The following is a 26,647-nucleotide window of genomic DNA, read 5'->3' on the forward strand; positions in this document are numbered from 1 at the left end:
GGGGCACGCCGTGAATGCTGAGGCCGCGGGAGCGGGTCTGCCGGCGGGCGGCGGCTTCTCGCCCGCACTGCCCGCACTGTCCAGGGCGGACGGTGACGCGGACTCCCGGACGATCGCCGCGGCCCGCCAGGCCAGCATGCGCCTGGCGCACCTGGCCCGCCGGATGGCCGCGCCGCGCACCCCGCAGGTGCCCCCCGAGCTGCGCGATCTCGTCGAGGCGCACCGGGACTTCCATCCCAGGGCCGACATCAGCGCGGTGATCCGCGCCTACTCGGTGGCGGACGGCCTGCACGCCGGCCAGACCCGGCGCAGCGGCGACCCGTACATCAGCCATCCGCTGGCCGTCGCCGAGGTGCTCGCCGAGCTCGGTGTCGACACGACGACCCTGATCGCCGCGCTGCTGCACGACACGGTCGAGGACACCGGCTACACCCTCGAGTCGGTCGCCGCAGAGTTCGGCGGGGAGGTCGCCAACCTCGTCGACGGTGTCACCAAGCTCGACAAGATGCGTTTCGGTGAGGCCGCCGAGGCCGAGACGCTGCGCAAGCTGATCGTCGCGCTCGCCCGCGACTACCGCGTCCTGGTCATCAAGATCGCCGACCGGCTGCACAACATGCGGACCCTCGGCTTCATGTCACCGGCCAAGCAGCAGAAGATCTCCCGGGTCACGCTCGAGGTCCTCGCTCCGTTGGCGCACCGCCTCGGGGTGAGCGTGATCAAACGGGAGCTCGAGGACCGCGCGTTCGCGGTGCTCGACCCCGAGGAGCACCGCCGGATCTCCACCGTCGTCGACGACTTCACCACCGCCGAGCGGGCGAGCGGTGTGCTCGCCGCGATGGTCACGCGGATGCGCGCCGGCCTCGCCGAGGCCCGGGTGGACGGCGCGGTGTCCATCCGGACCAGCCACATCTTCTCGATCTACAAGCGCGGCCAGGAACGCGGCCGCCAACCGCGCGACTACAACGACATCGTCCGGGTGCTCGTGCTCGTCGACGACATCACGGACTGCTACGCCTCGCTGGGTGTCATCCACGGGATCTGGCGACCGGTGCCCGGGCGGCTGCGCGACTTCGTGGCGACCCCCAAGTTCAACATGTACCAGAGCCTGCACACCAGCGTGATGGACGAGACCGGGCGCACGATCGACATCCAGATCCGGACCCCGTCCATGCACCGCCTGGCCGAGACCGGGATCGTCGCGAAGCCCGTCGGCCCCGGCGCGGACGGCGCCCGCCTCGAAGGGCTCTCCTGGCTGCACAGCCTGCTCGACTGGCAGGTCGACACCGTCGACCCGGGGGAGTTCCTGGAGTCGCTGTCGTCCGACCTGAACTCCGACGAGGTGCTCACCTTCACCCCCAAGGGCAAGATGATCGCCCTGCCGGCGCGCTCGTCGCCGGTCGACGTGGCCTACGCGGTCCACACCGACGTCGGCCACCGGGCCATCGGAGCCCGGGTGAACGGCCGGCTCGTGCCGCTGCACACCCGGCTGCGCAACGGCGACGTCGTCGAGATCCTCACCTCGAACCTGCCCGGCGCCGGCCCGAGCGAGGACTGGCTCGAGTTCGTGCGGACGTCCCGCGCCCGGGTCCGGATCCGCAAGCGGCTGGCCCGGCAGCGACGCGACGCGCAGGCCCGGGCCACCCAGGCGGCCGCGGACCGGTCGCTGGTGGTGACCGAGCGTGCGGCCTCCGACGCCCGCGCCGCGGGCGCGCCGTGGACAGCCCGGGTGGCGGACACGGTCGACCCGAATGGTCCCCGGGGCGGCGCCGACGGGGCCGCGGGCTCGTCGCGCGCCCATTCCGGTGGTTCGACAATGCGCGCCGGTTCTCCACGTACCGGCGGCGCGGCTTCCCTGGGCGGTTCGATTATCTCGGGCGAACCCGCCGGATTGAACGGTTCCGCCGGGCTGAACGGCGCGGCCGCATTGAATGGCACGGCCGGTCCGCAGGAATCCGTGAGATCGGGTGACAGCGCCACTTCGGGCGACAGTGCCTCTTTGGGCGCCGCCGCCGGCCCGGGAGGGTCTGGTGGTCAGGGCCGAGATGCCCGTTCCGGTGGCTCCAGGGGCTCAGGGGAGGACAGCGCGCTGTCCCGGGGCGCGCGGCGTACGCGGCGTTCCACCGCGGCACAGCGTGGTGATCGCCCGGGTGGCCCGGACGGGCCCGGCACGGGGAGTTCCCAGGGCTGGGAATCCGCCTCGTCCGCGGGGGGTGACGGTTCCGCGCGCCGGGGAACACAGAACTGGGCGGGCTTCGCCGAGATCGACGGCGCGGATGTGCCGGTGCGGCTCGCGCGATGTTGTCTTCCGCTCCCGGGCGACACGGTCGTCGGCTTCACCACGCACAGCAGCTCGGTCTCTCTTCACCGGCAGGAATGCGCGAACGTCGCCGCTTCGGCGTCCTCGCGCGAGCAGGTGACCGTCAAGGGGTGGACCGCTCCGGAGAGTCAGACCTTCCCCGCAGAAATCGCCGTGGAGGCGTTCGACCGCTACGGATTGCTGGCGGATATCACCGAGGTCCTCTCGGACACCTCCGCCTCGGTGCGGGCGGCGTCCACGTCGACATCCGAGGACAGGGTGGCGCGCGCTCGCTTCACCATCGAGGTCACCGGCCCGGACCAGCTCGACCGCGTGCTGGCGGCTGTGCGCGGGGTAGGCGGCGTGTACGACTGTTACCGGGCATGTCAAACAACGGTATGACGCCGCGTGGCCACCCGGGAGATTTATGCTCTCCGTGTCGCTATGACCCCGGAAGTCGCGTTTCCCCGCATTCCGGGCAGCGGTGGAGATCGCGTCGAATGTGCCTGTCGCCGCCGTCGCGGAAAATCGACGGTGGCGCGGGAGATACGATGTAGAGTATCCCGTGTAGCCATCGGTGATGGGTGGGAGTACGCGTGGGATACCTTCAGGTCATCACGAGCATCGACTCACCGGACGCCGCGGATCGTATCGGCAGGGCTCTCGTCGAGCGGCGCCTCGCCGCCTGTTTCCAGGTGGTCGGGCCGATTCGGAGCACTTATCGCTGGAACGGCGAGATCGAACAGTCCGAGGAATGGCTGTGTCTCGCCAAAACAACTACCGACCGGGTGACCGAGCTGATCACGGAGCTCTCCGCCGCGCATCCCTACGAGACGCCGGAGATCATTGCGACTCCGATCGTGCATGGGCATACGGACTATCTCGACTGGATCTCGGCGGAGACCGAACCGACGGTCCACAACTGAGACATCCCGGCGCTGAGACATCCCGACATCCGGGCCGCCCGGTTGCCGGGATGTGCCCGGCAGTCGGCCTCCGGTGGGCGCCGGCCGCGGGGGCGCTCAGGTGAGCGCGCGGAGCTGCTCGTCGAGGTCGCGGACGGCCTGCGTCTGCTGCCAGGGCCGCAGATGCTCCCGGACGCGGCGGACCCTGGTCAGCCCGAGGGAGAAGTCGGTCGCCGCGACGATGGCGAGCGACTCGGTCGCGTACTGGGTGGCGGCCTCGATCTCCCGGCGCTGGATGTGGACCTCGGCGATGTCACCGAGCAGCAGGGACCGCTTCTTGGTGCCGCTGTGCGGGGTGGTGGCGCGCAGTGCCTCGGTCGCCGCCGCGTGGGCCGCGGCCGGGCGCCGCAGCCGGGTGTAGGTCGTGACCTTGATGCCGTCCAGACGGCCGCGGTCGAAGAACTGTGTCCAGACCCGGTCGCCGTCGTCGGCGCGGTCGAACGCGTCCTGGGCGCGGTCGAGGGCGGCCAGCGCGGCCCGCCCCTCACCGCGGGCCGCCTGCTCCTCGGCCTCCCGCCCGGCCAGCCAGGCCTTCGTCATGACGGTGCTGCCCGTCGCGGCGCGGCGCTGCGCCTCGGCCAGCAGTGCGCAGGCCTGGTCGTGACGGCCGATGCCCGCGCTGTGATAGCTCTCGTAGCCCAGCACGCAGGCCCACAGCGCGCTGTCGTCGGCCTCCCGCGCAGCCTCGATGGCGACCCGGTAGTAGGCCAGGGCCGAGGGGACGTCGTTCATGTCGAAGGCGAGCCAACCGGCCAGGGCGGCGGTCTCGCCGGCCGTGGAGGCGAGGTCCCGGCGGACCGGCGAGCGGCCGCTGGACTCCAGGAGCTGCGTGAGCGTCCCCAGATGCCCGGTGACCCGGGGGAACAGGGCCCGGGCCGGAACCCGCTCCTCGAGGCCGTACAGGCCCGCGGTGCAGCGGCTCAGCTCGTCCGCGAGCTCGGGGGTGACCGTGGTGCGCCGGCGCAGCGCGGCGGACAGCCGCTCCCAGGGCGCGTCGTCGCCACCCATGCCCAGCGGGACGACCGCGACACCGCCGGCCGCCGCGAACAGCCGCAGAAACCCGCGCCGCTCCACCGGGAGAGCGTTGTGCAGGCCGGCGTCGGCCTCGGCGGCCTGCAGGAGCAGCGTGCCGGCCGGCACGATCTCCCGGGAGGCCTTGTCCGCGCCGGACGCGTGCGCCGGAAGCCCCGTGTTGGGGTCGTCGTCCACGAAGCCGAGCTCCGCCGACGACCGCTCGAACAGGGCCCGCAGGAGCCGCTGGTAACGAAGGCTGGGCTTTTTATCGCCCTTCTCCCATTTGCAGATCATATTTCCCGTCACGCCGGCCTCGCGGCCCTCGTGTATGACGGAAAAACGCCGGATCTCACTGGCCAGTCGTTCCTGCGACCAACCGCGTTCCTCCCGGCAGGTACGCAACCGCACGTTCGGAGTGCGGGTGATCCCGGCCGATGCCGGCCTGTGGTCGTTCGCCTGCGCAGTCCTCGGCGTGGCGCGACCAGCCGACGGTCCTGTCGAGCGCTGCATCGGGACCTCCGAGTCAAGCGGTTGACTTCAGGAGCTTAACCCTGAGTTAGCAAAGACGGTGATACCCCCTGTGTGGTCCTTCGGTGACAAGAAAGCGACAAATCATGGCACCGGTTGAGCTGCCCACAGGGAGTGGCCGGGTGGCGCCGCGGTGCGCGGCGTCGTCGTCCGGCTGGCGCACCACCATAGAGTCTGATGTCGTGAGAGTCGGACCCCTGCCTCAGAGCTCCAGCGGGCAAGGCCCCAGCGGGCGAGGCCCCCGCGCGCGCGGCGAGGCCCGGCCCCTGCGGGCATGGCAACGCGCAGCCCTGGAGACCTACCGGTCGCGCAGCGCGTCCGGCGGCCGCGACTTCCTGGCCGTCGCGACCCCGGGCGCCGGCAAGACGACGTTCGCGCTGGAGATCGCCGCCGACCTGTTGGCCGCGGGCGAGGTGCGTTCGGTGACCGTGGTCGCCCCGACCGAGCACCTCAAGCGGCAGTGGGCCAACGCCGCCTCCGCGGTCGGGATCGACCTGGACCCGACCTTCCGCAACTCGGCCGGCGCCACCGCGTCGGACTACACCGGGGTCGCGGTCACCTACGCCCAGGTCGCCGCGCACCCCGCCCTGCACCGCATGCGCACGGCCGCGCGCCGCACGCTGGTGATCCTCGACGAGATCCACCACGCGGGCGACGCCCTGTCCTGGGGCGAGGCGGTCCGGGAGGCGTTCGAGCCGGCCGCCCGCCGGCTCGCGCTCACCGGAACCCCGTTCCGGTCCGACGTCAACCCGATCCCGTTCGTGACCTACCTGCCCGACGCCGAGGGCGTGACGCGCAGCGTCGCGGACTCCTCCTACGGCTACGCCGAGGCGCTGCGTGACGGTGTGGTCCGTCCCGTGCTCTTCCTCGCCTACTCGGGTGAGATGTCCTGGCGCACCAGCGCCGGCGCGGAGCTCAGCGCCCGGCTCGGCGAGCCGCTGAACAGCGAGCAGACCGCCGCAGCGTGGCGCACGGCCCTCGACCCCCGCGGAGACTGGATGCCCGCGGTCCTGGCCGCCGCCGACACCCGGCTCTCCCAGGTGCGCCGGGGCGGGATGCCGGATGCCGGAGGCCTGGTCATCGCGACCGACCACACCAACGCCCGCGCCTACGCCGGCCTGCTGCGGCGGATCACCGGCGTGTCTCCCGTGATCGTCCTCTCCGACGACCCGACCGCCAGCACGAAGATCGCCACGTTCCGTGAGTCGACGGACCGGTGGATGGTCGCCGTCCGCATGGTCAGTGAGGGCGTGGACGTCCCCCGCCTGGCGGTCGGCGTGTACGCCACCTCGGCCTCGACGCCGCTGTACTTCGCCCAGGCCGTCGGCCGGTTCGTCCGTGGCCGCGGACGCTCGGAGACGGCGTCGGTGTTCCTGCCCAGCGTCCCGTCGCTGCTGGCACTCGCCGGCGAGATGGAGGTCCAGCGCGACCACGCGCTCGACAAACCGCAGCGTGAGCCGGACGCGTTCGACGACGACGCGCTGCGCGAGGCCAACCGCCGCCGCGACACCCCCGAAAAGCCCGACACCCTGTTCACCGCGCTCGGCTCCTCCGCCCAGCTCGACCGGGTGATCTTCGACGGCGGCGAGTTCGGCACGCCGGCCGCCTCCGGCTCCCTCGAGGAGGAGGACTTCCTGGGTCTGCCGGGCCTGCTCGAGCCCGACCAGGTCGCGACCCTGCTGCGCCAGCGCCAGGCGGCGCAGCAGGCCGCCGCGGCGAAGGCGCGGCCCGCGGCCGGCGAACCCGTGGTGCCGGCCGCGCGGCAGGGGGAGGCGGGCACCGACCCGGCCGACCGGCCCGTCCACGAGCAGATCGGCGACCTGCGGCGCGAGCTGAACAAGCTTGTCGCCGCGCACTACCATCGCACCGGAAAGCCGCACGGGATGATCCACGCCGAGCTGCGCCGCTCCTGCGGCGGCCCGCCGAGCGCCCAGGCCAGCACGGCCCAGCTTCAGGCCCGGATCGACACGATGCGCCGCTGGGCCGGCTGAGCCGCCCCGCCGACCCCGGTCAGACCCAGCCCGGCGACCCTCCGTCGGCCTCGTCCAGCGCGCCGGTCCTCGTCCGTCCAGGTTGTTCCGCCGCCCCGTCCCGGGCGGTCAGTCCGGGGCGGGGCGGCGGGGCGATGGGGTGGATCGAGGTCAGGGCCCCTGGGTGATCTCGATCGACTTGATCTGCGGCTTGCTGGCCGGCGCGCCGTCCGACCCGCCGCCCTCGACACCCGGGGACGTCAGCTTGTCCAGGACGTCGAGGCCCTCGGTGATGTGGCCGAAGACGGTGTAGCCGCCGGCGAGCGCCGCGGCGCCCTGCTGGCTCGGGTCGGCGTAGTTGATGAAGAACTGGCTGCCGTTGCTGTCCGGCTGGCTGCTGTGCGCCATGGCCAGGACACCCCGGTTGTAGTTCACGCCCTCGGTGTTCTCGTTGGCGTAGCCGAAGCCCGGGCCGCCCATCCCACTGCCGGTCGGATCCCCGCACTGCAGCACGTTGATGCCGGCGTCGGCGCCACCCGTCTGCCGGTGGCAGGCGGTGTCGTTGTAGAAGCCCGCCTCGGCGAGCGTGCGCAGCGCGTTCACCGTGCAGGGAGCCTTGTCCGCGTCGAGCGCGGCCGTCATCGTGCCCTGGTCGGTGGTGATGACCATGGTGGCGGGGGCCTTGTTCACCGTGGCGGCGGCCGTCGGGAGCCCCACCGGGCGGGACGGCGACTCGCCGCTCGAGGTGTAGACGCAGTCACCGACCTTGCTCGTCTGCCCGGCCGGCACCGCCGGTGCCGCCGACGCCGACGGGTTGGCCGCGGGATCGGTCGCGCTGAGATTGTCGTTGTCCCCGCCGCCGCTGAGCAGGACCGCGGCGATCACCGAGCCGACGATGGCCACCACGGCCACCGCCGCGACGATCGTCAGGCGGCGTTGCCGTCGCTGGTACGCCTGGCGGCGGCGCTGCGCCTGGCGCGCCGCCCGCGCGGCGGCTATCTCGCGCTGCCGCCGTTCCTTCGTGCTCGACACCCTCGCCGGCCTCCCGCTCCTCGTCAGCGTGACTACCGGATGGTCATCAGGTCGTCACCAGGTCATCCGTCCATCAGGTGATCGGCCCCGGCCGGCAATCCTCGTCAGCGTGCCGGCACCGGTCCGCCACGAGTGTGCGCATCCGGACCTGTGCGCGACCTGTGAGCCGCGCGTAGTCCGTCCGGGGCGTCGGTGCGACACGGAACCCGAGGGCGTGACCGGGCGCACCGCCGTCACACAGGGTACGCGGGGGGAATGCCGTGGAAACCGGTGTGCCGAGCCGGGCGCCGGCGGGCCCTTACGGCAGGGGGTCCGGGGAGGCGACTGATAGCGTCTGCGCACAGGGAACCGATACGAAGGCTGACACGAATTCATGCTCGACAAGCGCTTCATCCGGGAAAATCCCGACGCCGTGAAGGAGGCTGTCCGCCTCAAGGGCGTCGACCTCGACGTCGACGAACTGCTCCAGCTCGACCAGGAGAACCGCAAGCTGCAGTTCGAGGTCGACGAGGCCCAGGCCCGGCGCAAGTCCTTCGCCAAGCAGTTCGCCAAGGCTGACGAGGCGCGCCGCGCCGAGCTGCGTGCCGAGCACGCCGAGTTCGACCGGCAGCTCCGTGACCTGCGCGAGCAGCTCACCCGGACGAGCACGCGGATGTCCGAGCTGATGCTGCTCACCCCGGGCATCCCCTGGGAGGGCGCCCCGGTCGGCCCGGACGAGTCCGCGAACGTGGTGGTCCGCACCGTGGGCACCCGCCCGGAGTTCGACTTCACCCCGATCGACCACACCGAGCTCGCCGAGAAGCGCGGCTGGGCCGAGTTCGCCCGGGCCCGCAGGGTCGCCGGTGAGCGGGCGTACGCCCTGGTCGGCGACATGGTCATGCTCGAGCGGGCGGTCCACTCCTACGCCCTCGACCTGCTGCGCGAGCGGGACTTCACCCCGGTGTCGGTCCCCGCGCTGGTCAAGGAGGGCCCGCTCGTCGGCACGGGCATGCTCCCGAAGGCCCGCGAGGAGATCTACGAGATCCCCGCCGACGACGCGTTCCTCGCCGGGACGGCGGAGGTGGCCCTGGTCGGCCTGCACGCCGGGGAGATCCTCGACGCCAGGCGCCTGCCGATCCGCTACGCCGGCATCTCGCCGTGCTTCCGGCGCGAGATCGGCAGCGCCAGCCGGGACGTCCGCGGGCTACTGCGGGTACACCAGTTCGAGAAGGTCGAGCAGTTCGTCCTGTGCGTGAACGACCCGGCGGAGTCAGCCCGCTGGCACGCGGAGCTGCTGGCTACGGCCGAGCACATCCTGGCCGACCTGGGCCTGCACTACGAGGTCGTCGAGTGCTCGACCGGGGACATGGGCCTGGGCAAGTTCCGGATGAACGACATCAACACGTGGTTCCCCACCCTCGACCTGTTCCGGGAGACCCACAGCTGCTCGACGCTGCACGACTGGCAGGCCCGCCGGGCGAACCTGCGCTACCGCGACGCGGACGGCAACGTACGTTTCGCGCACACCCTCAACAACACCGCGGTGGCCACGCCCCGCCTGCTGGCCGCGATCCTGGAGAACTTCCAGACCGCCGACCACCAGGTCAGGGTGCCCGAGGTGCTGCGCCCCTACCTCGGCGGCCGCGACCTGCTCTGAGCCGCGACCCGCTCTGAGCCGTGATGTGGGGGCTGGTGGGGCGGCTTAGCTCGTCGAGGGATGGCGGCGGGAGCGGGTGGCGCGGATCAGGGCCGGCGTGGCGACGGTGAGGCGGCGGCCCAGGCCGACGGATACCCGTCGGTCGAGGATCTGGTAGTCGGCGCGTTCGATCTCGTCCAGGATGTCGCCGTAGAGGTGGAACGCGGTCCAGAGGCAGTCGCGGGACGTCGGGTGCAGCAGCCGGATGCCCGGTCGGGCCGAGCGGAACAGCTCCCGCGCACGGGCGATCTCGTGGGTCAGCAGCCGGCGCACGGGGCCGTCGACCACCCCGGTGGCGAGGCGCTCCCTGGTGACTCCGAACAGGTCCAGGGACGTCTGCGGAAGGTAGACGCGGCCGCGGCGCAGGTCCTCCCCGACGTCGCGGAGGAAGTTCGCGAGTTGGAAGGCGGCGCCGAGGTCGCGGGCGTACGCCTCCGCCGAGGCGTCGACGGGCTCGAGGATGGGCAGCATCTGCAGGCCGATCACCACCGCCGAGCCGTGGACGTAGACCATGAGGTCGTCCCAGGTGGCGTAGCCGGTGACGGTCAGGTCCATCGCCATCGAGGTCAGGAAGGCCTCGAAGTACGCGACCGGCAGGTCGAAACGCCGAATCGTGTGCAGGACGGCTGGCAGCACCCCGGCATCCCCGGCACCGACGGAGCCTGCCCCGCTCCCGTCGACCCCGACCCCGACCCCGACCGAGCCGGTGGCGAGTGCGGTGAGGAAGCGGTTGCCCCACTGTCGCAGCCACTGTGCCTTCGCCTCGTCGGTCAGCGTCGAGTCGAGGTCGTCCACGATCTCGTCGGCGTACCGCGCGAAGCCGTACAGGGCGTGGACGTGCGGGCGCTTCCACCGTGGCAGCAGGAGGGTGGCCAGGTAGTAGGTGCGCCCGTGGACGGCGTTCAGCTCGCGGGCGGCGCGGTAGGAGCTCCGCAGGCGCGGATCGGTGATGCCGGCCGCGTCCAGCTCGCTGCGCAGGCCGCTCACAACAGCCAGCGTAGCCGGCGGATCAGCACAACCGGCAGATCAGGGCACCCGGCGGATCAGCGTTGCCGGCGGATCAGGGCAGCCGGGAGGACAGCGCGAGTGAGAGCGCGGCGGCGGCCAGCCCGAGCCCGAGGGAGAGGCCGACGAACCAGGTCGTGATCTCCCGGTACTCCGTGCGGTAACCGATGGAGCTGCCCAGGCCCCGGTAGACGGACTGCAGCTCGTCACCGGAGGTCGCCCGGTGGTACGAGCCGCCTGTCTGGTCGGCCAGCTCACGCAGGGCTTCCTCGTTGACCGGTACGGGGATCTGCTGGCCGCCGACGTCGAGGGTGCCGTCCGAGGTGCCGTAGGCGATGGTGTCGACGGGGATCTCGGCGTCGCGCGCGGCCGTCGCCGCCTGCGCGTTCGGGCGCCCTCGTGTGGTCTCACCGTCCGAGAGCAGGACGATCGCGGCGGGCGGTGGTGGCTGCCCCTCGTCGGAGAGCCGCTGCCCGGCGGTGGCGATCGCCTGCAGGGAGGCGTAGATGCCCTCACCGACGGCGGTCGCCGGGCCGAGCTGCAGCCCGCGGATTCCCGAGCGCACCGACTCCCGGTCGGTCGAGGCGGGGACGAGGACGGCCGCCGAGCCCGCGAACGACACCAGCCCGAGGTTGATCCGCGGCGGGAGCTGGTCGACGAAGGCCTGGGCGCCCTGCTTGGCCGCCTCGAGCCGGGTCGGTGTGATGTCGGTGGCGGCCATCGAGTTCGACACGTCGATGGCCAGGATGATCGTCGCTCGTTCGCGTGGCACCCGTTCGGCCCGGGCGGGGCGGGCCATCGAGATGACCAGGCCGGCCAGGGCGAGCAGCAGCAGTGCCGCCGGGACGTGGCGGCGCCACCACTGCGGGCGGCGCGGCAGGACGCTGGAGAGCAGGGCGGTCGACGACAGCCGCGCGGCGTAGACCCGGCGGCGCAGCGACACCACGACGTAAGCCGCCGTCAGCGCGCCGACGGCGAGGAAGAGCCACAACCAGTGACCGGCCAGGAAGCTCACGGCGCCGCCGCCCGCCTGCCCCGACGGCCGCCTGCCCCGGCCACAGCTGCTGTCCCGGGTCGACCCCGGCCGGTGGCCGGCGGGAGCGATCGCGGGTGGCCCGGTAGCCGGGTCGAGTCCACGGGTGGGCGTCGTGCCGCGCCGCGGCTCGTCCGGCTCGCCGAGACGAAGCGGACGATGTCGATCAGCCAGTCGGAGTCGGTGCGCAGCACCAGGTGCCCGGCGCCCGCCCGGCGCAGCGCGAGGGCGACCTGGGAGCGGTGCTCGGCCGCGGCCAGGCGGTAGCGCTCACGCAGTCGCCGTGAGGACGTCGGAACCTCCACCAGCTCGCCGGTCTCCGCGTCCACGACCGGAAGCAGGCCCACGGCGGGCAGCGTCAGCTCGGCCGGGTCGAGGACCTCGACCGCGAGGAGCTGGTGGCGCGCCGCGAGGACGCGCATCGGCCGTTCCCAGTCGAGGTCGGTGGAGAGGAAGTCGCTGACGACCACCGCGAGGCCACGGCGCCGGCGCGGGCGGTCCAGGGCGGCGATCGCGGCGGCGAGATCGGTGGCGGCCGCCGGGTCGGGCCGGCGCAGCGGCCGGTCGTGCGCCCCCTCGGGGACCGTCAGCAGGGTCCGCAGCAGCGTTCGCAGGCCCTGGCGGCCGGGCCGGGCGGGGATGACCCGTGGCCCGGCCGGGGTGAGGGCCACGGCTCCCATCCGGTTGCCCGTGCGGGCGGTGAGGAAGCCGATCGCCGCCACCGCGGCGATCGCCAGATCACGCTTGCGGACCGAGGTGGTGCCGAACTCCTGGCTGGCCGTCAGGTCGACCAGCGCCCACGTCTCCAGCTCCCGGTCGGCGATCAGGTCGTGCACGTGCGGGACGGTCGTCCGCGCGGTGACCGCCCAGTCCATCCGGCGGACGTCGTCGCCGACGTTGTACTCCCGGCTCTCGGCCTTCTCGGTGCCCTGGCCGGGCAGCAGGCCGAGATGATCGCCGAGCAGCATGCCGTCCAGCCGGCGGGTCACGGTGAGCTCGAGGCCGCGCAGCGTCCGCTCGACCGACGGCGACGTCGCCGCGGGCTGGGGCGCGGCCGGATCCGCGCGGGGAGCGGTCACCGGGACGACCCGCCATCGAAGTACTCGGGGAAGCCGGTGCGTGGGTCGGTGCGCCAGCGCCCGGAGTGCGTGACCGGTGGGGGGATGCGCCCGTTGCGCCCGTGGTCGGCGCCGGCCTGCTGGCGGGGCGCGACCTGGGGGTGCGGCAGCGCGTCGAGGACGCGGCCGGCGATCTCCTCGGCGGTGAGCCCCTCGGCCAGCGCCTCGTAGGAGAGGACCAGGCGGTGCGGCAGGACGTCGAGCGCGACCGCGGACACGTCGTCGGGGACCACGTAATCCCGGCCGCGCAGCAGGGCGAGCGCCCGGGCTGCGGCGATGAGGCCGAGCGAGGCCCGGGGGGACGCGCCGTACGCGAGGTGCCCGGCCAGTTCGGGGAGGTCGACGTCGGCGGGGGAGCGGGTCGCGAGCACCAGGCGGACGGCGTACTCGGTGATCGCGTGGTGGACGAACACGTCGTCCGCGCGGTTCTGCAGCCTGATGAGGGACTCCGGCTCGAGGACGCCCTCGGCGGTGGGTGGCCGCACGCCCATCCGCCGGACGATCTCCAGCTCCTCGGCCGCGGTCGGGTACGGAACGTTGACCTTCATCAGGAAGCGGTCGCGCTGCGCCTCGGGTAGCGGGTAGACGCCCTCCGACTCGATCGGGTTCTGCGTCGCCAGCACAAGGAAGGGCCGCGGCAGCGGGTGGGTGATCCCGCCGAGGGATACCTGCCGTTCCGACATCACCTCGAGCAGCGCCGACTGCACCTTCGCGGGCGCGCGGTTGATCTCGTCCGCGAGAACGAAGTTCGCGAAGACCGGGCCGAGTTCGATGTCGAATGTCTCCCGGCTGCTGCGGAAGATCCTCGTTCCGATGATGTCCGAGGGGACGAGGTCGCTGGTGAACTGGATCCGCACGAAGGAGCCGCCGACGACCGTCGCCAGCGTCTGCACGGCCAGCGTCTTGGCGACGCCGGGCACGCCCTCCAACAGGCAGTGCCCCCGGGCCAGCAGCGCGACGAGCATGCGCTCGACCATGTGATCCTGGCCGACGATGACCTTCTTGACCTCGAACAACGCCCGCTCGAGCAGGGCCGCGTCGTCGGCCGCCTCGATCGCGGAGGGCTCGGCCGGACGGCTGGCCGCCGAACCCGAGCCGGCGGGCGCCCGGACCTCCGCGCCGGGTGCCGCCACGCCGGGATCGGTCGTCCACTCGTTCATGGCGCCATCCTCCCAGACGCTGTGCGGAATCGAGTGCCAACGGACTCGGGACAGTGTGGCCGGAAGCCTCTTCTAAGGTGCCCTTCAGGAAGTTCTCACCTAATACCGCGCCGAAACTCCGGGGACACGAAACCCGGGTGACGCCCCGAACGCCCAATGACACATTACGGCGTCAGGGAATAGCCCTCAGTGTCCGCGTGCGGTAGCCACGATCACGGCCGAGAACCCGCTCGGCGGCCAGCCGGCCCGATATCAGCACCATCGGAACTCCCACCCCCGGCCGGGTCCCGCTGCCGGTGAACACCACGTTGGCCAGTCCCGGCGCCAGGTTGGACGGCCGGAACGGGCCGGTCTGGCGGAAGGTGTGCGCCGCCGCGAACGGCGCGCCGGCGGCCATCCCGCGGGCCCGCCAGTCCGCCGGGGTGGTCACCTGCTCGACGTCGATCGACGTTCCGAACCCGGGGTAGCCGGCACGCTCCAGTGTGGCGACGACCTCGTCGCGGTACCGCGGGCCGAGGACCGACCAGTCCAGCGGCGCGGTCAGGTTCGGGGTGGGGAACAGGACGTAGTAGCTGTGCCCGCCCGCCGGCGCGGCCGCCGGCTCGGTGACCGACGGCGTGCTCACCAGGAACGACGGGTCGCTCATCAGCTCCCCGCGCCGGATGATCTCGTCGAAGGTGCGCCGCCACGCGCCCCCGAAGTGGATCGTGTGGTGCGTCCCGGACGGGTGGGCACCCTGGGCGCCGGCGAGCAGCAGGAAGCAGGACGGCGAGTACCGCAGGCGGTCCAGCCGCGCCGGGGCGGCGGAGGCGGGCAGCAGGTCGCGGTAGGCCACCGGGAGGTCCGGGTTGAGGATCACGACGTCCGCCGCCACCCGCTCGCCGGCGGTGGTGTGCACGGCGACCGCCCGCCCGCCGCGGACCTCCACCCGGTTCACCTCGGTGCCGTAGCGGAAGGTGGCCCCGTGCCGGGCCGCGGCCCCGGCCATGGCCGCGGCGACCGCGTGCGGGCCGCCGTCGGCGTGGAAGACGCCGGCCACCGAGTCCATGTAGGCGATCACGGCGTACAGCCCGAGCGCCTCGTGCGGGTCGAGCCCGGCGTACATCGCCTGGAAGGAGAACAGCCGCCGGGTCCGCGGGTCGCGAAGGTACCGTCCGACCACGGTGTCCAGGCGGCGGAACCCGCCGAGCGCCGCCACCCGGGCCAGCGAGGGCCGCATCAGGGCCAGCGGCGAGTCGACCTGGGCGTCGATGAAGTCGCGCATCTGCGCCTGGAACATGCGGGTCGCGAACCGGGTGAAGTCACGGAACCCGGCTGCCTCGGCCGGCCCGCACAGCTCCCGCACCCCCTGCTCGGTGTGCTCCGGGTCGGCGCGGACGTCCAGCACGGACCCGTCCGCGAAGCGGGCCCGGTACATCGGGTCGAGGCGGCGCAGCGGTAGCCACCGGCCGAGGTCCTCGCCCACGCAGTCGAGCGCGTCCGCCACCAGGTCCGGCATGGTGAGCACGGTCGGCCCGGTGTCGAACCGGTAGCCGCCCAGCCGTAGCGACCCCGCGCGCCCACCGGGGGTGTCGTCACGTTCCAGGACGGTGACCCGCCGGCCCGCGCCGGTCAGCCGGAGCGCGGCCGAAAGTCCGCCCAGCCCGGCTCCGACGATGACGACGTGGTCCGTCGGCCCGGTCACTGTTCGCATCGGAGGTCCTCTCTGCACCCGCCCGGCCGTCCACCGCTCGGGTGGGTACGGTCTCACCGGGCCCGAGCGGGCCTCCGCTCCGCCCGCCGCAGGTGGCCCCGCCGCCGCGGCCCCGTCGGTGGGGCCACCTCGGTGGGACGGCCCGGCGCCCACCCGGTGACCGCCGCGCGGCGGGAGCCCTGGACCGCCGCCCGGGGCGGGCCAGGGGCGGCCGTGCGCCGAACATCTCACCGCGGACGGGACCTCGGGCCGGCGCCCGGTGCCGGCGGTAGCGGGTAGCGTTCGACCGTCCTGATCGGCGACCCGGTGGGGTCGCCGCGTCCAGAGGTCGTCCAGAGGTCGTGCGGAGGTGTCGTGTCTGATCTCGTCGTCGTCGCGCTCGGCGTCGCGCTGCTGGTGGTGACCGGCAGCGCTCTCATCCTGCTCCGGATGCCGCCGGAACGGCTCGAGCGCACGGTCGACGAGGTGACGTCCGTGGAGGTCCGGCTCGCCGCCGGCCGGGTCGAGATCGGCGAGTACGACCGGTCGGACGTCGCCGTCGAGATCCTCGCGCGCCGCCGACCCGGGCGGGCGAGGCCGACCATGACCCGCTCGGGCGGTGTGCTGCGGATCGACGGGCGGACGAGCGAGGCGCTGGCCCGGCTGAAGCTGCCGCGCGGGACGAAGGCCCGGGCCGAGGTCCGGATGGGGGAGATCACCCTCTGGGGCTCCGCCGGTGACCTGGTGCTGGTCACCGAGGGCGGCGGCATCACCGGGCGGGAGCTCTCCGGTGCGCGGGTCAGTGCCCGTAGCCGGACCGGCGACGTCAACCTGCACTTCGACGGCCCGCCGGACGACCTGTCCGCGGTCAGCGAGGACGGCATGGTGACCCTCGTGTTGCCCGAGGATGAGTACGGGGTCGAGGCGGAGGCCGGGAACCCGCAGTCCGCGGTCGTCGACCTGCCGAGCGTGCCGGGGGCCGCGCGCCGGGTGCTGGCGCGCAGCGTGGCCGGCAGGATCAGGATCAGGCCCGCGTCACCGCGCGGCCCGGTGCGGATCTAGCGCCGACCCGGCGCCGCGGTGGCCGTCACGGGCTCGGCAGGCCCTGTCCGGGGTATGGGCTGCGGCCGGATTACTCTCTTCTGCATGACAGGGTCCCTCTCATGACGGCGGCTGGGAGCACGACGCGGATGTCGACCCCGACGGTGGCCGAGTGCCTGGCCTCCGGACGTACCTCTTTCTCCTTCGAGTTCTTCCCACCGAGGACGGCCGAGGGCGAGCGGCATCTGTGGACCGCGCTGCGTGAGATCGAGGCCCTGCACCCGACCTTCGTGTCGGTGACCTACGGAGCCGGCGGTTCCACGCGGGACGGGACCATCCGGGTCACCGAGCGCATCGCCACCGAGACCACGCTGACGCCCATCGGGCACCTGACCGCGGTGAACCACTCGGTGGGCGAGCTGCGTCAGGTCATCGGCGGCTACGCCGGCGCGGGCGTGCGCAACGTGCTGGCGCTGCGGGGCGATCCGCCGGGCGACCCGCAGGCGGAATGGGTGCGTCATCCCGACGGCCTGGGGCACGCCGACGAGCTCGTGCGGCTCGTCCGTTCCCTCGGGGATTTCTGCGTCGGCGTCGCCGCCTTCCCGGACAAACACCCGCGGTCGCCGGATCTGGAGACCGACGCGCGGTTCCTGGTGCGAAAGCTGGACGCGGGCGCCGACTTCGCCATCACCCAGTTCTTCTTCGGTGCCGACGACTATTTCCGGCTGGTCGAACGCGTACGGCGGCTCGGCTGTGACGCACCGATCATTCCGGGTGTGATGCCGGTTACCAATTTGGCCCAGATCGAGCGCATGGCGCAGCTTTCCGGCGCGGATTTCCCGGCGGATCTCGCGGCCCGTCTGCATGAGGTCGCGGACGATCCCGCCGCGGTCCGGGCGATAGGTGTCGAGGTCGCCACGGAGCTCTCCGAGCGGCTGCTCGCCGGCGGCGCGCCGGGGCTGCACTTCATCACGCTGAACCGTTCCAGCGCGACGCGTGAGATCTACCAGTCCCTGGGCCGCTGACGATCCGCCTGTGGCCTGTGGCCTGTGGCCTGTGGCCTGTGGCCTGTGGCCGCGCGGTGCGGCGCCGCGCTCCCCGTCCGGCCGGGGCGCGCGGCGGCGGGCGGCGTGGCTTCAGTCCTGTTCCTCGTAGGCGTCGAAGACGCAGAGTAGCCATTCGTCGCGGAAAGTCTGTTCCCGCACCAGCGCGAATCCCGCGTGGTTCGCCGCGTCGATGACGGCGGTGACCAGACCGAGATCGAGAGCGTTGAAGACCGGGGTGATGCGCACGGCCAGTATCACCTGGTCACGGTGCGCGCTGAAAACGTGATCGGGGTCCAGGTCCTCGATGGACTCGACGACACCGGTCGGCTGGTCGGATACCACGACGGAACTCTACGGCGCGGGCACGATGGACGGTGTGCGCACCCCGATACCCGATCGAGACACCTACCTGGTCGAATGGGCCGCGCTACACGGCGGGTACGACCCCCGAAGCGGCGCGCGCATGATCCGGATCTGGCTCGATCTGGTGTATCGCCTGGCCAGGCCGCTGGCCGCGGCCGGCGTCAGTCCGGGCGCGGTGACGGCGGCGACGGTCGCCGCCACCACGCCGGTGATTCCCGCCGCATGGGCGGGAGGCCGTTGGGTGCTGGTCTGCCCACTCGTCGTCGTGGCCGGCGGCCTGCTGGACAATCTCGACGGCGCGGTCGCCGTGCTGCGCGCCCGGGTGACGAGCTGGGGCTACGTGCTCGACTCGGCCGCCGACCGGGTCTGCGACGCCTGCCACCTGCTCGCGCTCTGGCTGGTCGGGGCACCGGTCGCGCTGGTCGTGTCGGCGGGCGGCGCGATGATGATGCTCGAGTACGTGCGGGCCCGCGCGGCCGGTGCCGGGCACGGTGAGATCGGCACCGTGACGGTGGGGGAGCGGCCGACCAGGATCATTCTCGCGGCGGTGGGTCTCGCGCTGGCCGGGGCCGTCCCAGCACATGCGGCCGCGGTGGCCACGGTCGCCGCGGCGGCCACGCTGGTGGTGTGCGTCGTCGGGCTCGTCCAGTACCTCGTCTCGGTGCGGTCGGCGCTGTCGGCGGGCGGCGGGGTCAGGCCGGGCCGATGAGATCGGCGACGATCTTCGCGGAGAGCGTGACCAGCGGCAGCCCGCCGCCCGGATGGGCCGAGCCGCCGACCAGGAACAACCCGGGCACCGGCGAGCGGTTGCGCGGGCGTAGGAACGCCGACCGCGGCCCGTTGGAGGACACGCCGTAGATCGAGCCGCCCACGGCGCCGGTCGCGCGTGCGAGGTCGGCCGGCGAGATCGTCCGGTACCAGCGCACCCGGGCGCGGACGTCGAGCCCACGTGAGGCCAGCACCTCGAGGATGCGGCGGGCGTAGGCGTCGGCGAGCCCGGGCCGGTCCCAGTCCACACCGGGACCCCGCGGTCCGGCAGTGGCGGCAGCGGTGGCGGCGTGCGGGCTGGCGTTCACCAGGACGAACCACGCCTCGTCGCCCGGCGGTGCGGTTGCCGGGTCGTCCGGCGCGGCGATGTAGACGGTCGGATCCCAGGCCAGCCGGCCGCCGAAGACCGCGTTGAACTCGTCTTCGTAGTCGGCGGGGAACAGCACGGTGTGGTGGGCCAGGCCCGGCGTCCGCCCGCGCAGTGCCAGCAGCAGGACGAAACCGGACAGCGACGGCGCCAGCCGCCGGATCCGCCGCCGGCTGGCCGGATGGTCGACGAGCGGGCGCGGGCCGGCCCGCCCGGGCGCCGCGGGCGGTGCGCCGTCGTAGAGCCGGGCCGCGTCGACGTCGGACACGACCAGGTCGGCACCCAGCAGCGTTCCGTCGGCCAGGCGGACGCCGTCCACCCGCCCCCCCGGCGTGCGGGTGATCCGTGCGACCGGCGCGCCGGTGCGGATCACCGCGCCGCGCTCGGCCGCCCGCTCGGCGATCGCCTGCCCGAGCAGCCGCAGCCCGCCCGGGACGTACCAGCCGCCGAACCGTCGCTCCACGTGCGGGACCGTGACCAGCGCGGCCGGCGCCTGGCGCGGATCCGAGCCGGTGTAGGTCGCGTACCGGTCCAGCATCATGCGCAGCCGCGGATCGGTGAGGTGACGGCGCCCGATACCGCGCAGGGTGGTGCCGGGTGCGACGGTGGCCAGCCCCAGCGGGCGGCGGGCGGCGGTCCGCGCCAGCGCCGCGGCCGAGACCGGGCTGCGCAGGAAGGGCTGTTCGGACACCGCCCAGACCCGGCGGGCGCGCTCGTCGAGGCGCCGCCACTGGGCCCCGGCCCCGGCGCCCAGCCTCGCGTCCAGCTCCGCGTGGAACGCGGCGTCGTCGGCGTGCGCGGTCACCGCCGCCCCGTCGGCGAACCGGTAGGCGGCGATCGGGTCGAGGCGGCGCAGCGTGAGCCGCTCGCCGAGCGGCCCGCCGGTGGCGGCGAACAGCTCCTCGAACACCTCGGGCATCGTCAGCAGGGACGGGCCGGTGTCGAACCCGTAGCCGTCGCGTTCGTACCAGCCGAGCTTGCCGCCGATCCGCTCCGCCGCCTCGCAGACGGTGACCCGGTGCCCGGCGGCGGCGAGCCGAGCGGCGGCCGCGAGCCCGCCGACGCCCGCCCCGACCACGACGACCGTCGCCACGGCTCCGAGCCTATGCGCGGTCGTCCGCTCCCGGTCGGTGGCCCGTTCAGCGCGCGGCCTTTCCAACGGATGGTGCCGTGCCGGTGCCGCCACCAGGACAGCGCCGTCAGGTAGCCGAGCAGGCAGACGGAGACCGGATGGGCCGCCGCGTCCGGCCAGGCACGGCCGCCGGTGCACCGGGCCGCGATCAGCCGGCTCACCGTGCCGGCCAGCAGGCCGACGAGCCCCGCGCGTGACCCGCGCGCCGCGGCGACCGCCGGGCCGACGAAGAGCCATCCGAGCACGGCCAGCTGACCCACGCTGGCCGCCGGGGTGCCGCCCGCGGCCCACAGCGACTTGGCGTAGCCGTCCCGCAGTGGCTGCCAGCCGTCGTACATCCAGGTGACCGCCAGCTCGGTGCCGTCGGCGACCACACCGCGCCCGCCGGAGCGCTTGACCGCGCGCAGCAGCTCGATGTCGTCCAGCACGGCGCCGCCGACCGCGCCGTGCCCGCCGGCCCGGCGGTAGGCCGCCGCGTCCACGCAGAGGAACTGGCCGTTGGCCGCGGCCAACGACGGGCGGGCGGAGCGCTCGGCGGCGCGCAGCGGGAGCAGCGCCAGCCACGACCATTGCAACAGCGGCTGCACGAGCCGTTCGGCCGCCCCGGCGGCGACCTGCCGCGGGTAGGGCGAGACGAGGTCCAGGCCCGATCCGCGCAGCAGGCCCACGGCCCGGGCGAGGCCGTCCGGGGCGAGGGTGACGTCGGCGTCGACGAAGACCAGCACGGTGCCGGTGGCCTGGCGCGTCGCCCGGGCGCAGGCGTGGGGCTTGCCCAGCCAGCCGTCCGGCGGCTCCGGTCCGGTCAGCACCCGCAGGCGCCGGTCCCGCTCGGCGAGCCGGCGCAGGATCACGCCCGTGCCGTCCGTCGAGCCGTCGTCGTAGACGATCACCTCGAGGTCGGCGACGTCGCGGGAGCCGAGCAGAGCAGTCAGGCAGGTGCGCGCCCGCGCCGCCTCGTCCCGCACGGGCAGGATCACGCTGACCCGCTCCCGCACCGGGACGGCCGGCGCCGGGACGCGCAGCAGCGCCGCGTTCACCGCCGTGTGCGCCGCGACGGCGACGGCTCCGGCCGCCCCGGAACGCACCAGCGCCGTTGCCAGTCTGCCTCCGTTCACAGCTCAGAGCGTGCCAGGTCCCGTTCGCGGGCGGTGCCGGCCCACCCGCGGGCCGCGTCGCGGCGGCCGAGCAGCACGGTGAGGCCGAGCAGCGAACCCATCGCGGCACCGCCGGCGAGCGCCACCCCGGGACGGCCGAAGAAGGCGAGGTTGGCCAGCACCGACGAGGCGCAGGTCCAGCCCAGCAGGGCCATCGGCACCCGGTCGGCGGAGGGCGCGGCGGTGGCGGTCCGGGCGGTGGCGGGCAGGGCGGCCAGCACGCCGGTGAGCAGCGTGCCTACGAGCAGCCATCCGGCCGCGTTGCTGAGTGGGATGCCGTTGAGCGCGGGACCGCCGGAGGACCACGCCCAGTAGCCCTCGGCGACCATCTGCGGGTCGAGGAACAGATCCCAGGCGGTGAGCGTGGCGCCGCCGACCAGCGCCGTCACTGCCCAGCGCGCGGCCGGTGCCCGCACCAGCGAGCGGGCGCAGCGGCGGCCGAGCACCAGCGCCGGCAGGCCCATCATCGCCCAGGCCAGCGGCACGACGACCGGGACGCGGGCCACATCGGGGCCGAGTGCGGAGCCGTACGCGTAGTGGCCGAACGGCCAGCCGGTACGCAGGCCGACCGACTCGGCCAGCAGGCCGGTGCCGGCGGCCAGCGCCGTCGCGGCCGCGGCCCACGCGGGCCCGTGGACGGCGGCCGCATGGCTCACCGCCGCCGCGAGGAAGGCCAGGACCGACAGCACCGTCACGGCCGCCCGCCTGTCCCCGGAGGTCAGCGGATAGGTGATCTGGAGCGCGACGGCCACCGCGGTGGCGAGCCAGGGCAGCACGGCCGCGGCCCGCCCCGCAGGGGCGGCTGGAGGTGGGTCGGCCCGCCCCGCAGGGGCGGCTGGAGGTGGGTCGGCCCGCCCCGCAGGGGCGGCCGGAGGTGGATCGGAACCGGCTGGTCCCGACCGGCTCACGGCACCCGGGCGGGCTGGCCTGCCGGAGCGGAGCGCGGCGGGTCGTCGGCGTCCCGCCCGGGCAACTCCTTGCCGAGCACGGCGTACTCGGTACCGCTTCCGGGGAACTGGAAGTGCGACAGCAGGGGCACGAATCCCTCGCTGGCGTACAGCCGGCGCGCGCGGCTGCCGGGCAGCTCGAGCGCGGAGAGCGCCGCCGTGCGGTGCGGGACGTCCCGCAGCAGCTCCCGCAGCAGGTCACGGCCGATGCCGCGGCCCTGGTAACCGGGCAGCACGTGCAGCTCGACGACCTCGAGGCAGTCGGCGAGCCAGTGCGCCGCGGTCCCCTCCGGCAGCGCGCCGGCGACGACGTCGTGCCACCACTGGCCGTTCTTGCCGGGCAGGCCGTAGGTCATGCCGACCAGCTCGTCGCCCGGGGTCACCGCGGCGACGGCGCGCAGGTCACGGCGGTCGAAGTGACGGCGCGCGTGCGTCGCCCTGTCCCGGGCGGCGCGCACCGGGTCGTCCTCGTGGTGGTCGAGGAACGCGGCCTTGTACACGGCGATGACGTCGTCGAGCCGGGCCCGCATCCGGGCCGGTGACCACCGCACGATTCGGACGTCGGTCAACAGCCTTGCCTCCTGTCGCGCCGGGCCATCCGACGATAACGCGCGGCGCGAGGCCACCGCCCGTCGGCCGGAACGGGTCTGGCAAACAGTGCTATAGCCGACCCCCGCCGACGGGCAGCCCGGTCCGGTCACCGGCCATGGCCAGCTGTGCCCACCACGGGTGGCCGTCGAGCAGGTCGGCCACCAGATCCGCGAGGGCCGGCGCCTGGACGGCTCCGCCCGCGTTCGTCCCGGCCGCGACGACGATCCGTCCGCCGAGCTCCGCCGGGGCGTCGACCACCGGCAGGCCGTCCGCGGTCATCGGCCGCTCGCAGGTGCGCACCTCGCGGACGTCCAGCCGCCCGTCGGGCCCGCGCAGCGCGGGGAAGAGATCGCCGATGGCCACGATGAGCGCTGTGACGAGCTCCTCGACGGCCCCTGCGACGCCACCACCGCCCGCTTCGGTGTCGCTGTCGGCCGGGATGAGGCGCGCGCCGCGCCAGGACGCCAGGCCGAGGTACCCGAAGCCACCGCTGACGTGGATCACCGACTGGTCGGCGGCGGGCGTCACGTTGATCACACCGAGCGGATCGCCCGCGTGGATCTTCAACGGTCGGGCCACGCCCGGGTTCGGCAGGGTCAGCGACACCCCGAGCACGTTGGCGACGCAGCCGGCGTCAGGCCAGCGCCCCCCGAGCAGCCGGTACAGGTCACGGCCGCCGACGGTGAGGACGACCCGGCCGGCCGGCACGACCGTGCCGTCGCCGAGCTCCACCTCGACCGCCGCGCCGGTGGGCCGCAGCCCGCGGACCGCGGCCGACGCGACGACCGGCACGCCCCGGCCGCGCAGCAGGTCGGCGAGCGCACCGGCCAGGTCGTGGACGGCCACGGCGCACCCGTCGACCTCGACGGTCCCGCCGCCGGACCGGCGGTCGGACCGACAGCTGGGTCCGGCGCCGAGCCCCGCGGCGAGGGCGGGCCAGTGCCGGCGGACCGCCGCGGCGTCCAGGTCGGTGGTGTCGTCGTTCGCCCGGGTCTGCAGCGCGCGGCCGGTGGCGAGCCCGGCGTCGTCGAGGTAGACCCGGGCCAGCCGGTTCCCCCGCAGGCAGGCGCCGAGGTCGTCGGGACGGGCCTGGAAGATCTCCTCCCACCGCCGCAGCCCCAGCCGATTGAGCGCGATCACCGCCTCGGTGGCGAGGGCGCGCATCCCCGGCCGGTCGGTGAACTGCTCGAACGCCTCGGCCCAGGCGGCCTCGGGCGCCGAGAGCGATTCCGGCGGGCGCAGCCGCCATCCGCCATCCGTCGGGGTCCGGGCGAGGACCCCGGCGCGGGTGGCGTCGGCGTGCGGCAGAGTCTCGGTCGTCGACAGGTGACGTCCGTTGGTGCCGGCGAAGGTGGTGCCCTGCTCGTCGACCCGGCGGCGGTCGGCCGGCGCCGCGTCGAGGACCACGACCCGCCGCCCGGCCTCGTGCAGCCGCAGCGCCACGGTCAGGCCCACGATCCCGCCGCCGACCACCACGACGGCCTCGGCCTCGGCCCGGCTCGGCCCGGCGGGTGGGCGCGGGAGCTCCCGCCGGTCGTCGAGATCGAGGCGGGCGAGGGCGGTCAGGACGGCCTGGTCGAGATCGGCCGCGCACTCCGGCGCGCGCATCGCGGCCGACACGAGGGTGAAGCCGGGCCGCACCCGCGGCGGGTCGTCCGGGTCGTACCGGCCCGCCAGCAGCGCTCGCACCGGGTCCAACAGCCGTGGGGCGTTGTCCAGGACGACCTCGAGATCGAGCTGGTCGAAGGCCGCCGTCAGCGCCTGCCCGGTGAACACGTCGGGCTCGCACACCGAGACGATCCGGTGGCCGCCGAACCGCTTGAGCCGTTCGGCCCCGATGAGGCCGGCGGTGGGATGCTCCCCGCCCGTGGTCAGCGGGACGGCGAGCCCGAGCAGGTCGGCCGCGTCGAGCACGGACTCGACGTCCCGGGCCGCCCGGATGCGTCCCGCCGGCAGCCGTCTGGCCGCCAGCCAGCGGTCGAGGCCGCCGGCGCCGGCGGCCAGCGACGGGCTGTACACGATCACGTCGTGGCCGCGGGCCACCGCCTCGCGCGCGACGCGGCTGTTGATGTCACCGCTGCCGATCAGCCCCACCGTCGGCGGCCGTGGGCGGTGGCCCGCGGCGCGGCGGGGCGCGAGGAGCTCGTCCGCCATGAACCGGGCGACGTGCCGGGCGTTGACCTCCGGGGTGTTGCGTACGGTCACGCCGAGCTCCGCGGCCGCGTCGGTGTCGATCTCGGCCAGTGACGTCCCGCGGCGGATCACCGCCAGCGCGCGCCGGTCCGGTGTCCTCCGCATGGCCTGCGCCCACCGGTGCAGCGCGTCGCCCGGAACGTGGTTGGCCCCGACGACGAGAGTGTGCGGCCGGTGTTCGGTCAGCGCCGCGGGCAGGTCTGCGGGCCGTCCGGCGAGCTCCGGGAGCAGCACCGCGCCGGCCCGGATGGCCAGCCCGGCGACCCGGGCGGTCACCGCCGTCGCGATGAGGGTCCGCCGCCCGGCCGGGGCGGCGTCGGTGGTGCTCCCGGCCGGTCTCCCGCGCGCGGCGAGCGGGGCGGAGGGGTCGAGGGACCTTGGCATGCGAGTTACGCCACCCGGGTTGGATCGAACGCGGCCGGCCGCGACCGTCGTGGTCGGCGGGAACGGAGCGGGAAACGGACAGTGGGGGGACGGAGCGGGAACAGAGCGGGGAACGCTGGGGCACGGGATGCTGGGACATGGGGTGGTGGAGGTACGGGGCGGTGGGCGCCCAGGGGCACCGGGCGCGCCGGGCGCCGGCCGTCCCGTCATCGGTCGTCCCGCCGCCGGCCGCCCTGCCGGCGTCAGTCCGGTCGGCGTCCGCGTGCGCGGGAGTCGGCCCGGGCCTCGGCGGGACCCACATTCGCGCAGGATCTTCAACGGGTTGTCAAAGGATGATCGGCCTTCCCGGCGGACGGCGGGATGTCGAGCGGGTTCACACCCCCGATCGTCCCGCGTGAGCCCAGCACGACAAAACGGGCGAACAGCTCCTCGGCGTACCAGCCCGCCGCGGGGGTCCGCCGCACCGCCGCGGCGTGCGCCGGCCCCTGGTAGGCGAACGCGCGCAGCGCCGTGACGTCCCGCCACAGGCTGAAGGTGCCCTGCAGGCCGATCGGCGCCTCGCCGATGCCCGCGGCGAACAGCAGCCCGCCGGCGCCGCGCAGCTCCGCCGCGACCGGCGGGACGGCCCGCCAGAACGCCACGGCCTGCCGCGGCGCGAGCCGGGCCCGGGTGACAGCCGCCACCGGCCCCCCGCCGTGTTCCCCGCCGTGTCTTCCACGGTGCTCGCCGTCGGGGCGGCGGTGGCTCGCCGGGCCACCGGGACGGCCCCCGAACGGCGTACGGCCCGACCACCGCCCCCGGGAGGCCACCGGGCGCAGCTCCACCCGCCAGCGCTCGTCCGCGATGCCGGCCCATGATCGGATTGTCCTGGAGCGCTCGAAGCCCCGGGCCGCCGAGGGTGTGTCCCACACCGCCAGCAGCGCCCACCGCAGCGGGTCGGCGTCGAGCGGGGTGAACCGGTGGCTCGAGCCGGTGCCCAACAGCTTGCCGAACGTCAGCCCGGACGTCCGCCGCAGCGTGGGCCGGTCGAGCGCCATGCGCGCGGCGGCGTGCCCCGCCCGCCGGCGCGGGACGTGCCAGAAATCGACGGTGACGAGCACGTCACGGCACCGATCGGGGCGACGGCAGCGGGCCTGCCGGCCCAGGGCCCGCCGGGCCAGGAGCGCCGGCCCGGAGGCGGGCGGCTCCTGGCC

General features: G+C 74.2%; 20 protein-coding genes and 1 pseudogene. 7 read left to right on the top strand and 14 right to left on the bottom strand.

Translation table 11 applies throughout. The annotated features are described in order from the left end of the window. Positions 1 to 10 precede the first annotated feature (10 nt). Together FMEAI12_RS34020 and cutA are read left to right on the top strand one after the other, a co-directional pair. Positions 11 to 2,698 carry a RelA/SpoT family protein gene (locus FMEAI12_RS34020; protein WP_112109196.1) on the top strand — a complete coding sequence of 896 codons (2,688 nt, stop codon included), beginning with the start codon at positions 11 to 13 and terminating at the stop codon, positions 2,696 to 2,698. Positions 2,699 to 2,892: 194 nt separating this feature from the next. Continuing rightward, positions 2,893 to 3,222 (top strand): divalent-cation tolerance protein CutA, encoded by a 330-nt coding sequence (cutA, locus tag FMEAI12_RS34025; RefSeq protein ID WP_020462610.1) that lies wholly within the window; start codon positions 2,893 to 2,895, stop codon positions 3,220 to 3,222. Between the two features lie 96 nt (positions 3,223 to 3,318). On the opposite strand, the gene FMEAI12_RS34030 is transcribed toward cutA, so the two are convergent. Continuing rightward, the gene (locus FMEAI12_RS34030; protein WP_071061728.1) at positions 3,319 to 4,785 is read right to left on the bottom strand and encodes a helix-turn-helix transcriptional regulator; all 1,467 of its coding nucleotides are present in this window, start codon (positions 4,783 to 4,785) and stop codon (positions 3,319 to 3,321) included. Positions 4,786 to 4,985: 200 nt separating this feature from the next. On the opposite strand from FMEAI12_RS34030, the gene FMEAI12_RS34035 reads away from it, so the two are divergent. Next, entirely contained in the window at positions 4,986 to 6,794 is a 1,809-nt protein-coding gene (locus FMEAI12_RS34035) for a DEAD/DEAH box helicase (RefSeq protein WP_235015021.1), read from the top strand. 150 nt (positions 6,795 to 6,944) lie between these two features. Here FMEAI12_RS34035 and FMEAI12_RS34040 read toward each other — a convergent pair whose 3' ends face one another. Further along, entirely contained in the window at positions 6,945 to 7,805 is an 861-nt protein-coding gene (locus FMEAI12_RS34040; protein ID WP_071061730.1) for a peptidylprolyl isomerase, read from the bottom strand. A 373-nt stretch (positions 7,806 to 8,178) separates the two neighbouring features. Between FMEAI12_RS34040 and serS the strand changes: the two genes are divergently transcribed. Then, positions 8,179 to 9,441, top strand: coding sequence for a serine--tRNA ligase (serS, locus tag FMEAI12_RS34045; protein WP_020462606.1), 1,263 nt, complete (start codon positions 8,179 to 8,181; stop codon positions 9,439 to 9,441). A gap of 45 nt (positions 9,442 to 9,486) precedes the next feature. Here the strand turns inward: serS and FMEAI12_RS34050 are convergent, their stop codons facing one another. The 5 genes from FMEAI12_RS34050 to crtI form a co-directional block, all read right to left on the bottom strand. Further along, positions 9,487 to 10,467, bottom strand: a complete 981-nt coding sequence (locus FMEAI12_RS34050; protein ID WP_112109197.1) for a phytoene/squalene synthase family protein — start codon at positions 10,465 to 10,467, stop codon at positions 9,487 to 9,489. A gap of 73 nt (positions 10,468 to 10,540) precedes the next feature. Beyond that, complete coding sequence (locus tag FMEAI12_RS34055) at positions 10,541 to 11,500, bottom strand: VWA domain-containing protein (protein ID WP_112109198.1); 960 nt, start codon at positions 11,498 to 11,500, stop codon at positions 10,541 to 10,543. Then, on the bottom strand, positions 11,497 to 12,597 hold the full coding sequence (locus FMEAI12_RS34060) for a DUF58 domain-containing protein (RefSeq protein ID WP_071061740.1): 1,101 nt from the start codon (positions 12,595 to 12,597) through the stop codon (positions 11,497 to 11,499). Before FMEAI12_RS34060 ends, FMEAI12_RS34055 begins: the two co-directional genes overlap by 4 nt. Further along, on the bottom strand, positions 12,594 to 13,796 hold the full coding sequence (locus FMEAI12_RS34065; protein WP_112109199.1) for a MoxR family ATPase: 1,203 nt from the start codon (positions 13,794 to 13,796) through the stop codon (positions 12,594 to 12,596). The genes FMEAI12_RS34060 and FMEAI12_RS34065 overlap by 4 nt, the downstream gene beginning before the upstream one ends. Positions 13,797 to 13,968: 172 nt before the next feature. Next, positions 13,969 to 15,489 carry a phytoene desaturase family protein gene (gene crtI, locus FMEAI12_RS34070; protein ID WP_112109200.1) on the bottom strand — a complete coding sequence of 507 codons (1,521 nt, stop codon included), beginning with the start codon at positions 15,487 to 15,489 and terminating at the stop codon, positions 13,969 to 13,971. A 354-nt stretch (positions 15,490 to 15,843) separates the two neighbouring features. Between crtI and FMEAI12_RS34075 the strand changes: the two genes are divergently transcribed. Next, positions 15,844 to 16,530, top strand: a complete 687-nt coding sequence (locus tag FMEAI12_RS34075; RefSeq protein WP_083390869.1) for a hypothetical protein — start codon at positions 15,844 to 15,846, stop codon at positions 16,528 to 16,530. 128 nt (positions 16,531 to 16,658) lie between these two features. Further along, positions 16,659 to 17,534, top strand: a complete 876-nt coding sequence (gene metF, locus FMEAI12_RS34080; RefSeq protein WP_235015023.1) for a methylenetetrahydrofolate reductase [NAD(P)H] — start codon at positions 16,659 to 16,661, stop codon at positions 17,532 to 17,534. Positions 17,535 to 17,645: 111 nt separating this feature from the next. Here the strand turns inward: metF and FMEAI12_RS34085 are convergent, their stop codons facing one another. Beyond that, positions 17,646 to 17,897 (bottom strand): hypothetical protein, encoded by a 252-nt coding sequence (locus FMEAI12_RS34085; RefSeq protein ID WP_041254788.1) that lies wholly within the window; start codon positions 17,895 to 17,897, stop codon positions 17,646 to 17,648. Here FMEAI12_RS34085 and FMEAI12_RS34090 point away from each other — a divergent pair. Further along, positions 17,860 to 18,627, top strand: coding sequence for a CDP-alcohol phosphatidyltransferase family protein (locus tag FMEAI12_RS34090; protein WP_112109202.1), 768 nt, complete (start codon positions 17,860 to 17,862; stop codon positions 18,625 to 18,627). The genes FMEAI12_RS34085 and FMEAI12_RS34090 overlap by 38 nt on opposite strands. Here FMEAI12_RS34090 and FMEAI12_RS34095 read toward each other — a convergent pair. The 6 genes and pseudogenes from FMEAI12_RS34095 to FMEAI12_RS34120 form a co-directional block, all read right to left on the bottom strand. After that, positions 18,611 to 20,146, bottom strand: a complete 1,536-nt coding sequence (locus tag FMEAI12_RS34095) for a phytoene desaturase family protein (RefSeq protein ID WP_235015025.1) — start codon at positions 20,144 to 20,146, stop codon at positions 18,611 to 18,613. The genes FMEAI12_RS34090 and FMEAI12_RS34095 overlap by 17 nt on opposite strands. 410 nt (positions 20,147 to 20,556) lie before the next feature. Then, positions 20,557 to 21,300, bottom strand: a pseudogene (locus FMEAI12_RS39015) (glycosyltransferase family 2 protein); the annotation flags it as partial. Beyond that, positions 21,297 to 22,115 carry a carotenoid biosynthesis protein gene (locus FMEAI12_RS34105; RefSeq protein WP_112109204.1) on the bottom strand — a complete coding sequence of 273 codons (819 nt, stop codon included), beginning with the start codon at positions 22,113 to 22,115 and terminating at the stop codon, positions 21,297 to 21,299. The pseudogene FMEAI12_RS39015 and the gene FMEAI12_RS34105, both read right to left, overlap by 4 nt. 128 nt (positions 22,116 to 22,243) lie before the next feature. Next, a complete protein-coding gene (locus FMEAI12_RS34110; RefSeq protein ID WP_112109205.1) occupies positions 22,244 to 22,855 on the bottom strand; it encodes a GNAT family N-acetyltransferase in 612 nt (203 codons plus the stop codon). A 91-nt stretch (positions 22,856 to 22,946) separates the two neighbouring features. Next, positions 22,947 to 25,454, bottom strand: a complete 2,508-nt coding sequence (locus FMEAI12_RS34115) for an FAD-binding oxidoreductase (protein WP_112109206.1) — start codon at positions 25,452 to 25,454, stop codon at positions 22,947 to 22,949. Between the two features lie 314 nt (positions 25,455 to 25,768). Next, the gene (locus FMEAI12_RS34120) at positions 25,769 to 26,554 is read right to left on the bottom strand and encodes a spheroidene monooxygenase (RefSeq protein WP_112109207.1); all 786 of its coding nucleotides are present in this window, start codon (positions 26,552 to 26,554) and stop codon (positions 25,769 to 25,771) included. Positions 26,555 to 26,647 lie beyond the last annotated feature (93 nt).

It is taken from the genome of Parafrankia sp. Ea1.12, assembly GCF_900465275.1.
Taxonomy (GTDB): domain Bacteria; phylum Actinomycetota; class Actinomycetes; order Frankiales; family Frankiaceae; genus Parafrankia; species Parafrankia soli.

Excerpts from the sequence above, each read along its gene's own strand:
- FMEAI12_RS34030 (WP_071061728.1), bottom strand. The coding sequence starts at position 4,785 with ATGCAGCGCTCGACAGGACCGTCGGCTGGTCGCGCCACGCCGAGGACT.
- serS (WP_020462606.1), top strand. The coding sequence starts at position 8,179 with ATGCTCGACAAGCGCTTCATCCGGGAAAATCCCGACGCCGTGAAGGAG.
- FMEAI12_RS34065 (WP_112109199.1), bottom strand. The coding sequence starts at position 13,796 with ATGAACGAGTGGACGACCGATCCCGGCGTGGCGGCACCCGGCGCGGAG.
- crtI (WP_112109200.1), bottom strand. The coding sequence starts at position 15,489 with ATGCGAACAGTGACCGGGCCGACGGACCACGTCGTCATCGTCGGAGCC.
- metF (WP_235015023.1), top strand. The coding sequence starts at position 16,659 with ATGTCGACCCCGACGGTGGCCGAGTGCCTGGCCTCCGGACGTACCTCT.
- FMEAI12_RS34090 (WP_112109202.1), top strand. The coding sequence starts at position 17,860 with ATGGACTCGACGACACCGGTCGGCTGGTCGGATACCACGACGGAACTC.
- FMEAI12_RS34115 (WP_112109206.1), bottom strand. The coding sequence starts at position 25,454 with ATGCCAAGGTCCCTCGACCCCTCCGCCCCGCTCGCCGCGCGCGGGAGA.